The following is a 12,904-nucleotide window of genomic DNA, read 5'->3' as shown; positions in this document are numbered from 1 at the left end:
TTCTCCGAGAATTTGGTAAAAACTATGTAATTAATTTTGTTTAGCTACTTATATTGAGCATCTTCTGGATCTATATCTTCCTCATCGCTGGGAAAATAAACTACAAAGCAGCCTTCCTCATCCAAAAACTTCTGGAGACGCAGCAGTTCAGTTGACTTACCAGCACCGCGATGTCCTGCGTAAAGTTGAGAGGTCATTCTATCTGATAACAAAATTTCTCTACCCACTTCCACAAGAATATCCCCATCTCCCCGCACTTCCCCACAATCGACATAAGCCGGATCTCCTGCGGGCAAAGGTCGAAATGGGTCAAAAGCGTTGTATATTCGCTTTAAAAGAGCAAAATCTTGCGTCATAAGTAGAAATCTCCCACACTAGCGTCATATTAACGCATCATCACGGAGATAACTATGCTGAGACTGTAATGTTTTGCTACACAGATAAATTCAGTCTTAAGACTCGCCTACGAGTTTTAAATACTCAACGGCTAGTTTCAAATACTCACCAACGGAGTTCAAAGACTCGTTCACGAGTATCTGAGATAGATAAACGCAGTTCAAAGACTCGTTCATGAGTATCTGAGATAGATGAACGGAGTTCAAAGACTCATTCACGAGTATCTAAGATAGATAAACGCAGTTCAAAGACTCGTTCATGAGTATCTAAGATAGATAAACGCAGTTCAAAGACTCGTTCATGAGTATCTGAGATAGATGAACGGAGTTCAAAGACTCATTCACGAGTATCTGAGATAGATAAACGCCGTTCCAAGACTCGTTCACGAGTTGTAAGGAATCATGAACAAGGGGAATATTAGAAAATAGGCAAATTTTTACTTCCTTGTCCTTGCAAAATAGAAACTGGGGTTAAAGTTTTTCGCCATTGCTTGACCGCCGCTTGTAATTCACCTGACATCCAACTATCAAACTGGGGATATATAGGTAAACGCGGTACTAATTCCCACCCCGCAGGCTGTAAAATTTCTCTTAATTCTTGTTCCTGAAGATGCGGATAATCTGGATTTACTTCATCTTTCGGACTGATTCCGCCTAAATCTCTAGCACCAGCTTCTATACAAGCTAGTAACCATCGCTCATCTTTAACTAAATTCGGCGGAATTTGAATTGTAATATCCGACGCTAAAATCTGGCGTGCTTTCGCAATGACGGCTGGTAATTGATGGGGGTCAAAAGGTGGTGCGTCAAAAGTTTGCTGAGTCCCTGGACTGTGGGGTTGTAAGATGACTTCTTGAATGTGGTGATAGCGTTGATGAATTTGGGTTATGGCTGCTAAAGTTTCCCACCAATCATCAGAGGTTTCCCCAATTCCCAACAATAACCCGGTTGTAAAGGGAATCTGCAACTCTCCCGCCCATTCTAATTGTTGCAGTCTAAGTTCTGGTAACTTACTCGGTGCGTGGCGATGAACTGTCTTTAATAATGCTGGGGTTAACTGTTCTAGCATTAAACCCATCGATACATTGACACTTTTGAGCTTCTGCATTTCCGCAAAACGCAGAAGACCAGCATTAGTATGCGGTAAAAAACCCATCGCCAATGCCAATTCACACAAATCATAAATCCTCTGAAACCATGCTGCACGTTGGGGTGAGTGAGGACTCACTTCACCACTGAGGATGAGAATTTCACAAACTTGCTCATTTTGCAGTCCTTTATAGATATCTTCTGCGGCGGCTAAAGTCAGCCAAGGACTTTGACCAGGGTCAGAGCGAAAATTGCAGTAAGTACAGCGATTGAAGCACTCGTAAGTCGGAACGATTGTGTAAGCCGGGCTGTAGGTAACAATAGAAGAAATGAGAACTGGCATATAAAAGAAGCCTTGGAATAATTGTAAACAATTCACAGTCAAGAAACATCATAGACACCGTAGGCTGAAACCTTGACAGAAACTCAGTATCAGAGCTTTCTACAGAGTCATGTAAAAAATTGTTTCTCAAAATGCTTTACAAATCTAAACATCTTAGTTAAGATATGTAACATAAGGCGAAAACAAAACCGCCCAATACATACATAAACAAACGCAATCATAAAAACATGACCGCAACCTTACAACAGCGTCAAAGCGCGAACGTATGGGATCGCTTCTGCGAATGGATTACCAGCACCAATAACCGTCTATACATAGGTTGGTTCGGAGTCCTGATGATCCCCACCCTGCTAGCAGCAACCACCTGCTTCATCATCGCCTTCATCGCCGCACCACCAGTAGACATCGATGGTATCCGCGAACCAGTAGCAGGTTCATTAATGTACGGAAACAACATCATCTCCGGTGCAGTTGTGCCTTCCTCTAACGCCATTGGCTTACACTTCTACCCCATTTGGGAAGCCGCATCCTTAGATGAGTGGTTGTACAACGGTGGTCCTTACCAATTGGTAATCTTCCACTTCTTGACTGGTGTATTCTGCTACCTAGGACGGGAATGGGAATTATCCTACCGCTTAGGAATGCGTCCTTGGATTTGCCTAGCATTCTCTGCACCAGTAGCAGCAGCAACCGCAGTCTTCTTGGTATACCCCATCGGACAAGGTTCATTCTCTGATGGTATGCCCTTAGGTATCTCCGGCACATTCAACTTCATGATCGTGTTCCAAGCAGAACACAACATCTTGATGCACCCCTTCCATATGTTAGGTGTAGCTGGTGTCTTCGGTGGTTCATTGTTCTCCGCAATGCACGGTTCACTAGTAACTTCTTCCTTAGTTCGTGAGACAACCGAAAACGAATCACAAAACTACGGTTACAAGTTCGGACAAGAAGAAGAAACCTACAACATCGTTGCAGCACACGGTTACTTCGGTCGCTTAATCTTCCAATACGCTTCCTTCAACAATAGCCGTTCCTTGCACTTCTTCCTCGCTGCTTGGCCTGTCATCGGTATCTGGTTTACCGCCTTGGGTGTCAGCACAATGGCTTTCAACTTGAACGGTTTCAACTTCAACCAATCCATCATTGATTCTCAAGGTCGCGTCATTGCAACCTGGGCAGATGTAATCAACCGCGCTAACCTGGGTATGGAAGTAATGCACGAGCGTAACGCTCACAACTTCCCCTTAGATTTGGCTGCTGGTGAAGTTGCTCCTGTTGCTATCAGCGCACCTTCTATCAACGGTTAATCTTTAAGTCTTAGCTAATTAAAAACACCTCCTGGAAACGGGAGGTGTTTTTGTTTGTGTTGAATTTGTTGCTAATTTTGGCAAGCTTAACCGACAAGTATTGGATTACTCCCTACTCCCTAATAACCCACAAGCTGCTGACTTCATCTCTGTACTATGAGGCTTAATGGTGGGTGCTTGGGCAACGAGAACTACATTACCTTTGGGATCTATGACCCAACCTTGGGCTTCGATAATTTGGCTAGAGTGGTGACGTTCTGCCCACCGTAGGCGATGACCGACCGTCGGTCGGAGACCATCACCGGATTTAAATTTCCCTGTATTTTCTTCTGTACGCGGCTGAAGATTATCAGCACGATTTTTCCTATCTACTGGTAATTCAATCCAGTCTGTTAGGACAGCATCATCCATCAATGTATCCGTAGGACTGGGTGTAATTCCTCCACGACCAGTGGCAATAAATGAGCTTCTTACAGTATTATTACTAGGATGACAAACAGAAGCAATTTGCCTAGAAGCGTCAACCAGATTTGTGGGCAGTTCTACTAAGCCTTGACTGGGATCAACATCAGGCGTGTTAATTTGTACGTCTCCATTTAATGAAGGATTTTGCTGCGAAAAGGCTGTAATGTCGTTTGTTGGCAGTTTACTAGCGTTTAGCTCCTCTGGATTTTCAGTTCCTAACAACTCCACCAACTCTGCGCGAGTACGTGGTACAAATCCAAAAATGTTCTTAGCGTTAATTGTGACTTTACCTCCTGTGCCGGCGAAAGCATTGGCAGTGATATCACTATTTTCTAAAGGATTGCCAACAATAAAGCCATTAGCTGCGTTGATAGTAATATTGCCACCATCTCCTTGCCCTAATGTCTTACCTGCATTCGTAGAGATTTGACTGTCGTGGCGCATCAATAGTAAATCTTGCACTTTGAGGTTGATATTCCCACCTCGACCGGCTTCGCTTTCTGCCACCAATTTTCCTTGGTCTAGGTGGATGAAACGAGCATTGATATTGACTTCACCTGCTGCTCCTAACTTAATGGGATCTCCGAGGTAGATAACATTTTTTTGTACTGCGCTGCTAACAACTATTGCTCCTCCATCCTGTATAGTCAATTTCCCAGTAGTCAAAGTTAAATTGCCTGCTGCTCCAGTACCTCTTGTTGCAGTAAAAATACCACTGGGAGAATCATTAGCTGAAGTACCATTTATTTCTACAGATTCAGAAGCATTGATTATCACATTGCCTCCCCTACCTGTAGCTGGTACATATTGATTCGACCCTGCTAGTATTAGGACTCTGCCCGCAGACTCAGTAGCTATCTTTGCTCCGTCTTCAATGCGTAAATTTCTAGTGTTGATGATGATATCGCCAGCATCCCCAACATCAGGAGTTGCAGCTAATAGTCCACTGAAAAACAGCAGGCTACCAAAAACACGACTACCACTCAACTCTACAGAATCTGAGGCATTTATAATCAATTTGCCACCTGAACCCAACCGCGATGCTCCGACATTATTCAAAAACTGCGCTCCAGTTTGGACTTGCGCTAAATTTTTTACAATTAACTTACCAGTTGTAATCGTTAAGTCTCCAGCGTTTCCAGAACCAAAAGTTATGGTTGTCAAAGGTGTACCACTAACTAGTTCCACTAATTCTGAGGCATTTATCGTTAAATGACCCCCTTGTTTAGAACCCAAAGTATTAGCTAAAAGCTGTGAAGAGCTATTAATCAATACTTCTCTACCTTGCACATGAATACTACCGCTACCTTCGCCACTCACATCTACTTGAGATGGACTGGTAGGAGTGCCTAAAGTTTTCCTTGTTATTTGAACGGTTTGAAAATCTCTAACGTTTTCGTATCCCAGAACCCAACCTTGATTTGTAGAGTTGATCTTGACTACACTATTCGCACCGACGCTTCCTAGCTCAATTCTTCCTGATTTTGCCGTTAAATTTCCACTCGCTAATGTCAACTCACCGCCTACCAGTGCCAAGGTTTTATTTGACTGCACCTGTAAACCAGCAGGATTATTTAAACGATTGGTTGCTCCTCTGAGACTGGCTTGGGATTGATTGCGTATTGCTGCCGTCGTAGTTCCAAATTGTAAGCCAATGGGGACATCTATGGACAATAACGGCGCAGTTTGAGGGTTTGCGGTACTAAATTGGAGATTATTAGCAAAATTTATACTAGTAGCAGTGCTAGCTAAAAACGAACCTTGAATATCTAAAGCAGCATGAGAACCAAAAATAATTCCGTTGGGGTTAATCAAAAATAAGTTAGCTGTTCCATTAGTTTTCAGGATGCCATCAATACTAGAGATAGAATTTCCAGTTACTCGACTGATAATGTTTTGAATATTTGTAGCGTTATTAAAATAGGCTGTATTGCCAGTAGACACAGAAAACTGATCAAAGCTATGAAATAGATTATTTCCACGAATTGCCCCGCCATCTATTTGATCAATAGTTTGACCATTAATTAAGTTAGGTGTGATAACTGAGTTCTCAGCACCCAAGGTGTCATCCTTCCTAATTTGGGCAAAGGCACAATCTCCAAAAACAGCAGATATGCTAGCAATTGCTAAAGCACTTACTAGACTGAAGTTAGAATGGCGATCGCTTCGACTTTGATACATGGGAAAATGTTTACCACAAGTTGTTGCACTCTAGCAATACTGACCGAATACTTCGCGGTGTGCAAGCCCTGGTGCTAAATTCCCCTTTTCAGTGGCTCTTATGGAGTTGGGGTGGGATTCATCTACCTCACCCAACCGAGAAACGCTATAAATGCACTCGTGAAACCAAGAATTACGGTGTCAATTAGCTAACCCGTGTTCTAAAGCAAAACGAACTAATTCGGTGCGACTATTCGTACCCGTTTTACTGAACAAACGACTGACATATTTTTCTACATTTCTCACACTGGTTTCTAAGCGGCGGGCGATTTCTTTATTCATTAACCCTTCGGCTACCAAGTTTAAAACGCTTTGTTCCCTGGGGGTCAAGTCGATTTTGAAGGGGGCTGGAGATTGAGAAATTGCACTTTTTTGCGTCAGTAAAGCTTTGATTTGGGCAATTTGATTGGCTAGTTCAGCAATGTCAGGTGTTTCGCCTTCTTGACCTGGAAATTGCTGCTTCGCAGTGCGCCGGGCAAGTAAATTTTCTACAATTGCTATTAGTTCATCTGGATCGAAGGGTTTGGGGAGATAGGCATCAACACCAGCTTGATAACCTTGAATGCGATCGCTAGTCATGCCTTTTGCTGTTAAAAATACCACAGGCAGGGATTGAAAGCGAGGGTCATCGCGTAATTGCTTGAGAAATTGATAGCCGTCTACCTGGGGCATCATAATGTCAGAAATTACCAGATCGGGTGTATTTTGCTGCATCAAATCCCAACCTTCACGGGCATTACTGGCGACTTGAACGCCGAAACCGCTTTCTTGTAAATAGTCTTTTACGGCTTCTCGTAATCCGGGTTCATCATCTACCAGTAACAATTGTGCTGACATCGAATATTTCCTTAAGGTCTACCTATCTCCAATGTAGCGAATCCTTGATCTAAAATTCAAATTTCTTAGATCCATTCAATTGTTTTGGCGAGTTCTGGTAGCTTGGCATCCCGTTGTCCCTCAGCCCGTGCTTTGGCGTTAAATAAGCCAATGGGAGTATCTAATAAATCTATCAATTTGCCTTTACCAGCGATCGCTCTGATACTATCCCGTGGCAATTCCTTGAGTAACCAACGTATTAAACGATAGCTAATATCTTGAGGTTTCATATCTGGCATTAAGGCTACGCCGTGCAGTTCATGTAAATAACGATTAGAGCGTCCGTATCGCTGCCATTGACTAGCTAATTCCTTGAATGTGCTACGGTGACGGTGTTGAACAATGGCAATAGGGGCAAATTCTAACCGCCCAGTGTTTTGTTGCAAAATGCGCCAACAAATATCTGCATCACCGCCAGTAGTCAGATGAGGGCGAAATAAACCCGATGTAGCGAAAGCAGTGCGACGAATTGCTAAGTTAGCCGTTTGACCGTAGGGACAAAAGGGATGAGCAAGGGTATGCTTTTGGGAGAGAGTTTCTTGACGGTCTGCGTGTTGTTCTAAGAAAGTTTTACCTGGTAATGCTGCAATTTCTCCAGCTACAATCACTACGTCTTGGTTGACAAAAGGCTGAATTAATGCTTCTAGCCATTGGGGTTGAGGACGACAATCTGCATCTGTAAAAGCCAAAATTTCCCCCACCGCCGCCCGAATCCCCGTATTACGAGCTGCATAAGAGCTTTGAATTTGGTTTTCGCTCAAAGGGTGAATGGTAATTGGGCAATTGGCAGCTGTTGTTTGGAGATAGCTGAGGGTGCGATCGCTACTATTATTATCTACCAGTAGGTACTCTACCCTGTCTTTGGGGTAGGTTTGAGACACCAGACAGTTAATTAAGTCTGGTAAATCTGCCTCACCGTTATAAATAGGAACAACCACCGAAACCATTGGCAAGAAGCTGTTGGCGGTGGTTGGATCAATTTCCTGATAATTCATAGAGCCTGTGATTGTGGATAAAAGGGTGTAGGTAATTCGTAATTCGTAATTCGTAATTCGTAATTCTTAATTCTTAATGGGCTGCGCCCCGCTACGCTCTAAGCGCAGCTATGCCGCAGGCTTTACGTAATTCGTAATTAGGGGATGAAGAGGTGTAGGGGAGAAATTTTTAGCCCAGTACACCGTCCCCTGTCCCCTGTCACCTGTCCCCTATCACCTTGTTAAGGCTCAAAAAATGCTGATATATGAACACCTGGTAACGAGATCGCACATGGAATATTTAGAATTTCAAATCGCGGGCGCGAGTGCTTAAGGATGGAGATGTTTGATTGATGGGAGGTTGGGCAAAGGTATTAGTAGATAAAATTGCGATCGCTCGGCTATATTGAGGGTCGTTGGGAGTACCAATCAGACTGGGGTTGGACGCTAGCTGGCGTTCCTGTGCCTCTGTCAAGTCTAACTTGATATCTGGCGCAATCCCTTTTTGGTTGATATCTGTACCGTTGGGGGTGTAGTAGTGGGCAATGGTAACAGCCATCCCCGAACCATCTGATAATTCATGGACTGACTGCACTAAGGCTTTACCAAAGGTTTGACTACCAACAACTACTGCCCGCTTATTATCCTTGAGCGCACCTGTAAGAATTTCACTGGCACTGGCGGAATTACCATCTACTAATACTGCCAAGGGCAGTTTTGTTAAAGCGGTGCGATTGGCTTTAGTGTCTTCATTGACTCCCTTACGGTTAACTGTGCGAACAATGCCGCCATCATCTAACCACATCCGAGCAATTTCGATGCTGGACTGCAATAACCCGCCAGGATTACCGCGCAAGTCTAACACGAAAGCATCCACTTTTTTACCGTTCAGGTCTCGAATTGCTCGGTGCATTTGTTCGGCGGCGTGGCCGCTAAACTCGCGTAACCGAATGTAACCAATCCGGCGATTTCCTTCTTGCTTGACGCTGGAATAAACTGTTGGCACTTCGATAGTTGCCCGTGTTAACTTCACGTCAAAGGCATTGCGCCCACTGCGTCCTAAGCGGAGTGTAATGTTACTACCTGCTTTACCGCGAATTAATTTGGAGGCATCGTCTATTTTCATCGACTGAGTAGGCTTGCCATCAATAGCCAAAATCTCATCGCCAGCTTTAATTCCAGCTTTCAGGGCTGGGGAATTTTCTATTGCTTCTACAATAGTCAGTCGCTTGGTTTTTTCATTCATTTCCATGCGAATGCCAATACCAGAGACTTCCCCAGAAGTTTGACTGGTTAAGGCTTCAAACTGTTTGGGATCCATGAATCTTGTGTAAGGATCGTTGAGCAGTTGTAAAGCTTCACGAATTGCTACATAAGCTTCTTCTTTAGATGAGTAGTCTTTGCTTAATAGACTTTGCCTTGTTGCTAGCCAGTTTTTTTGATTAAAGTTGCCATCAACATATTCACTATTGACTATTTGCCATGCTTGATCAACTAATGCTTTGGGACTGTCTTGTAGAGCAGCGCGAACGCTCCGAGTCCAAGCGGGGCCAAATACGGATATAGTAGCAGTTGTGGCGATCGCTCCTCCAATCAGGGCTACTTGGAGCGGCGAGTAACGTTTCGCAGATTGGTTCATGTATATCAGCAGGAATTTACGGTGGTGTTGACAGTTTAGCAATCAGGCTTTTAGGAGTTTCTTAAGTTTTTATACGCAATTTTTAGCTACGCTTCCTTCATAATTTTCCCCTTTGAATTATGTTAGGATCTTGCCTTAATTTGTGAAAAATTGTTACCCAAATTTTGCACTTTCTTTGTTACTCTAATCTAGCACTGTGACAATAGTGTGACAGTTATGCAACTGTCTTATTTACACCCTATATTAATTCTCTAAGATAGCATTTCATTGCTAAAAATGTTGGGCTTTTGCAACTAAGTTAATCAGCTTTTTTGTCCTAACTCATGAGACACAACTTTACCAAAAATTCATCAATTCCTGGTGGGAAAAAATTTCGCAGATGGTTGCATTTGTTACAAAAGATTAGCTGGGGTTTATGCTTCTTGTTTGGGGGTTGGCTAATTCTCGTAACTATAAACCTATTTCTAGCTTTTTCCCAGCCAGTAGATGCCTTTTTTGTCCTTGGTGGTAGTATTCGCCGTGAAATTTATATTGCCCAAACAGCTAAACAATATCCACAAATTCCCATTTTAATTTCTCAGGGTTCTAAAGACCCCTGTATATGGCTAATTTTTCAACGAGAAACGGCAGATTTACAAAATGTTTGGCTAGAAAAGTGTGCTAAATCCACCTTTGAAAATTTCTACTATGGAATTCCGATTTTAAAGCGATGGGGGGTAAATAAGGTCAAACTAATTACTTCCCCTACTCACTTACCACGCGCTCAATGGATGTCACAGATTCTGTTTGGATCTCATGGTATGTGGGTGGAGGTTGAGGTTGTTCAGGAAACAGGTATTCCCGGTAATCAAGAGTCTTTGTTAAAAACTACACTAGATATCATACGTAGTCTCTTGTGGGCAGTTTTGAGCCAAATCATTCAGCCACAATGCTCAAATGTCACTAAACTCAGTGACGTGGATATGCAGGCGTGGCAAAGTCAAGGTTTTAAATGTGAACGGCAGGGGAATTTAGGTGACAGGTGACAGGTGATAGGTAAAGCAGGGGAAGTAGGAGAAAACAATACCAACTGTATTTACGCCCCAATTTTCATTTAGCTTAAAATCTCATCCCACTCGGATAGACACAGGGATTGCACTTGAATCTCTATATCAAAGCAATCCCTAGCCGCATTCGTCAAAGCAGTCATAATCGTATCTATACTCAAGCTTGGGGACAATTGCACAGGCTGAAAAGATTCTCCACCAAATACTTGAGTAAATAATTCTGCATCTGGCTGCAAACGCATAGAACCATGTTGCAAAATTGCGCCGCCTCGTCTTAATTGTGCGCTACCAATCAATTTTACTCCATCTGGTAAAACTAAATCTGCACCTGTAGCCGTCCCAAAACAGTTGGGGTTATGAATGTAGCCGCGTCCGGCTGTACCATAGTCTAATTGAATACCGATCGCTCTCCATCCAGTAATCAAAAATTCGCAAATCTGCTGATAATTATCGAGACGATTCCCAACTAATCCAGAGGTGACAACAGTATAAGTTAAATCCCCTTGGTGTAACACTGCCCTACCACCTGTAGGACGGCGCACTAAATCTAATGTTTGACCTTTCCAAGTCAGATTTTGCCAGTGTTCAGGATATTGTCGTTGATGATAACCAAGGGAAATAGCGGGTGGCGACCATGTATAAAATCTGAGAGTTGAAGGATAATTTCCTGATAGGTGTTGCTGTAATAACCATCGGTCAATCGCCATCTGCACACTACCAGAAGCTGCTAAAAAAGGAATTAGTCGCCAAACCTGCTTGTTACCCATTGCAAATTCCGAACTATCTAAGCTGCACCAAATTCAGATTGTAAGGCTTCATCATTGTCATCTGCGATCGTTGCCACAACAGTAATTAGCCGCGAAACTTCCCCAGGGGATAACTCTGCTAAGGTGCGGGTAGAGATGACTACTACTTTGTTATCAATAATACCAAAGCGAGCTTCAAAGGTACTGGAGCAGTTCATTTCTAATAGTTGACGCATCAATTTAGGTTCATCTTTAGCAGGTAACGGGAGTACCGCCGACCAAACTGTGATTGTGTCTTCATCAGTTGTTCCAGTCAGTTGGACGAATACTTCCACACTGCCATATTTAAATTTCCACAGATAACCACCTTCTGGGGAGTGGCTGACCATTGCGCTATCATCTTGCTCTAAGGAGTCAATGACGTTCTCAATGACTTCGATATGGTTAATGCTGTTTGTTTCCACTAGTTCCTCTAGAGTCTCTTTGCTAGTTAAGGTTTCTTGGTAGCTTGTCATACAGTTTTTTCTCTCAATATACTCATTGTTTTATCTACACATACTTTATAGCCTGTAAGTCAAATTAGGTTGAATTCCTGAAGGACGAGTCTGAACGGTACGGCAGGAAGTATTAGATTTCATTTTAGAAAAATTGCTTGTAATATGTCTTTTACTACACTTGTCATCAGTGAAGGGTGTAGCAATTATTCATCTAACGCTGCCAAGGATGTATAAATCTATGTCCTCTCTGTCTGAAGTTGTGCAAAGTCGTGATGTCCGTCAGTTGGGAATTAACCCTAATCACTGGTATGTGGTTGCACGTACTAATGAAGTTACAAATAAACCATTAGGAATTATAATTTGGCATCAGGCGATCGCACTTTATAGAGACAGTCAAGGACAAATTCACGCTCTAGAAGACCGTTGTCCCCACCGACAAGTTAAACTCAGCCACGGACAAGTCATCAACGATGAATTAGAATGCGCCTATCATGGTTGGCGTTTCAATCATCAAGGTGAATGTGCAGCAGTTCCTTACTTAGCCGAAAATCAGAAACTCCCTAATTGCAAAATTCGGCGTTACCCAGTCAAAGAACAAGACGGTTTTATTTGGTTGTTTCCCGGAGATCAAGAACCAACTGTCGAGCCTCTAGGCTTACCAGAGTGGGATCATTTAAACTATATCGCTACAGTGTCAGTGATTAATTGTCAGGCTCATTATTCTTATCTGATTGAAAACCTGATGGATATGTATCACGGACACTTGCATCAGGATTTACAAGCTTGGGCAGAAGCAACACTCCAAGACATTGATGAAGATGACCACCGTGTAGATGCTCATTATCAAGCCCAAAGTTATTACAAGATAGATAAAATTTGGTCTATTTCGCAGTTATTCTTCCCTGCACTCCGACGCTTACATCCTGAACCCCTAGATGTAAGTTACATTTATCCCCATTGGGTGTCTACACTAGGAAAGGATTTTAAAATTTATTGTTTGTTATGTCCGGTGAGTGAAACGCACACCAAAGCTTATTTAATTCATTTCACCTCATTAAACGCTTTTTGGCGATTACACAAATTGCCGGTATGGTTTCGGCGGTTTATTAAAGATAGCTTATTTGGTGCAGCCCAAAAGTTACTCGACGGTTTGGTTGTGCAAGATGTGCAAATGATTGAGGAAGAACAGCAAGCGTATTTACAAAATCCCCAAAGACGGAATTATGAGTTAAACCGCGCGTTAGTGAGTGTGCAACGGTTGATGAGGAATCAGTCATAGAATAGTGCGTGTCTCGTTTGTTCAG

The 12,904-nt window shown here is 42.8% G+C and carries 10 protein-coding genes and 1 pseudogene; 3 read left to right on the top strand and 8 right to left on the bottom strand.

The genetic code is table 11. The features are described from left to right. Positions 1 to 50: 50 nt before the first annotated feature. Both ACM0OR_RS11635 and cofG read right to left on the bottom strand, forming a co-directional pair. Positions 51 to 356, bottom strand: a pseudogene (locus ACM0OR_RS11635) (ATP-binding protein); the annotation flags it as partial. Positions 357 to 813: 457 nt separating this feature from the next. After that, positions 814 to 1,827 carry a 7,8-didemethyl-8-hydroxy-5-deazariboflavin synthase subunit CofG gene (gene cofG / locus ACM0OR_RS11630; RefSeq protein ID WP_414576328.1) on the bottom strand — a complete coding sequence of 338 codons (1,014 nt, stop codon included), beginning with the start codon at positions 1,825 to 1,827 and terminating at the stop codon, positions 814 to 816. A 227-nt stretch (positions 1,828 to 2,054) separates the two neighbouring features. On the opposite strand from cofG, the gene psbA reads away from it, so the two are divergent. Then, positions 2,055 to 3,137: a photosystem II q(b) protein gene (gene psbA, locus ACM0OR_RS11625; protein ID WP_414576327.1), complete on the top strand. Its 1,083-nt coding sequence runs from the start codon at positions 2,055 to 2,057 to the stop codon at positions 3,135 to 3,137. Positions 3,138 to 3,242: 105 nt separating this feature from the next. Here psbA and ACM0OR_RS11620 read toward each other — a convergent pair whose 3' ends face one another. The 4 genes from ACM0OR_RS11620 to ctpB form a co-directional block, all read right to left on the bottom strand. Then, a complete protein-coding gene (locus ACM0OR_RS11620; RefSeq protein WP_414576326.1) occupies positions 3,243 to 5,783 on the bottom strand; it encodes a filamentous hemagglutinin N-terminal domain-containing protein in 2,541 nt (846 codons plus the stop codon). 180 nt (positions 5,784 to 5,963) lie between these two features. Further along, complete coding sequence (locus ACM0OR_RS11615; RefSeq protein ID WP_190700782.1) at positions 5,964 to 6,659, bottom strand: response regulator; 696 nt, start codon at positions 6,657 to 6,659, stop codon at positions 5,964 to 5,966. A gap of 65 nt (positions 6,660 to 6,724) precedes the next feature. Then, positions 6,725 to 7,693: a glycosyltransferase gene (locus ACM0OR_RS11610; protein WP_323268024.1), complete on the bottom strand. Its 969-nt coding sequence runs from the start codon at positions 7,691 to 7,693 to the stop codon at positions 6,725 to 6,727. A 280-nt stretch (positions 7,694 to 7,973) separates the two neighbouring features. Continuing rightward, positions 7,974 to 9,311 (bottom strand): carboxyl-terminal processing protease CtpB, encoded by a 1,338-nt coding sequence (gene ctpB, locus ACM0OR_RS11605; RefSeq protein ID WP_323268020.1) that lies wholly within the window; start codon positions 9,309 to 9,311, stop codon positions 7,974 to 7,976. Positions 9,312 to 9,634: 323 nt separating this feature from the next. Between ctpB and ACM0OR_RS11600 the strand changes: the two genes are divergently transcribed. Next, positions 9,635 to 10,336, top strand: coding sequence for a YdcF family protein (locus ACM0OR_RS11600; protein ID WP_414576325.1), 702 nt, complete (start codon positions 9,635 to 9,637; stop codon positions 10,334 to 10,336). 68 nt (positions 10,337 to 10,404) lie between these two features. Here ACM0OR_RS11600 and ACM0OR_RS11595 read toward each other — a convergent pair whose 3' ends face one another. After that, the gene (locus ACM0OR_RS11595; RefSeq protein WP_414576324.1) at positions 10,405 to 11,124 is read right to left on the bottom strand and encodes a lipoate--protein ligase family protein; all 720 of its coding nucleotides are present in this window, start codon (positions 11,122 to 11,124) and stop codon (positions 10,405 to 10,407) included. A 17-nt stretch (positions 11,125 to 11,141) separates the two neighbouring features. Next, a complete protein-coding gene (locus tag ACM0OR_RS11590) occupies positions 11,142 to 11,618 on the bottom strand; it encodes a YbjN domain-containing protein (protein ID WP_190700769.1) in 477 nt (158 codons plus the stop codon). A gap of 220 nt (positions 11,619 to 11,838) precedes the next feature. Between ACM0OR_RS11590 and ACM0OR_RS11585 the strand changes: the two genes are divergently transcribed. Then, positions 11,839 to 12,879, top strand: coding sequence for a Rieske 2Fe-2S domain-containing protein (locus ACM0OR_RS11585; protein WP_414576323.1), 1,041 nt, complete (start codon positions 11,839 to 11,841; stop codon positions 12,877 to 12,879). Positions 12,880 to 12,904: the final 25 nt, after the last annotated feature.

It is taken from the genome of Anabaena sp. CCY 9402-a (genome assembly GCF_963920945.1).
Classification (GTDB): Bacteria; Cyanobacteriota; Cyanobacteriia; order Cyanobacteriales; family Nostocaceae; genus Trichormus; species Trichormus minutissimus.
The sequence above is the reverse complement of the archived record's forward strand: the minus strand, read 5'-3'. Positions and strand labels throughout refer to the sequence as shown.

What these genes read in the sequence shown, in the direction of transcription:
- cofG (WP_414576328.1), bottom strand. Translation starts at nt 1,827, where the DNA reads ATGCCAGTTCTCATTTCTTCTATTGTTACCTACAGCCCGGCTTACACA.
- psbA (WP_414576327.1), top strand. Translation starts at nt 2,055, where the DNA reads ATGACCGCAACCTTACAACAGCGTCAAAGCGCGAACGTATGGGATCGC.
- ACM0OR_RS11620 (WP_414576326.1), bottom strand. Translation starts at nt 5,783, where the DNA reads ATGTATCAAAGTCGAAGCGATCGCCATTCTAACTTCAGTCTAGTAAGT.
- ACM0OR_RS11615 (WP_190700782.1), bottom strand. Translation starts at nt 6,659, where the DNA reads ATGTCAGCACAATTGTTACTGGTAGATGATGAACCCGGATTACGAGAA.
- ACM0OR_RS11610 (WP_323268024.1), bottom strand. Translation starts at nt 7,693, where the DNA reads ATGAATTATCAGGAAATTGATCCAACCACCGCCAACAGCTTCTTGCCA.
- ctpB (WP_323268020.1), bottom strand. Translation starts at nt 9,311, where the DNA reads ATGAACCAATCTGCGAAACGTTACTCGCCGCTCCAAGTAGCCCTGATT.
- ACM0OR_RS11600 (WP_414576325.1), top strand. Translation starts at nt 9,635, where the DNA reads ATGAGACACAACTTTACCAAAAATTCATCAATTCCTGGTGGGAAAAAA.
- ACM0OR_RS11595 (WP_414576324.1), bottom strand. Translation starts at nt 11,124, where the DNA reads ATGGGTAACAAGCAGGTTTGGCGACTAATTCCTTTTTTAGCAGCTTCT.
- ACM0OR_RS11590 (WP_190700769.1), bottom strand. Translation starts at nt 11,618, where the DNA reads ATGACAAGCTACCAAGAAACCTTAACTAGCAAAGAGACTCTAGAGGAA.
- ACM0OR_RS11585 (WP_414576323.1), top strand. Translation starts at nt 11,839, where the DNA reads ATGTCCTCTCTGTCTGAAGTTGTGCAAAGTCGTGATGTCCGTCAGTTG.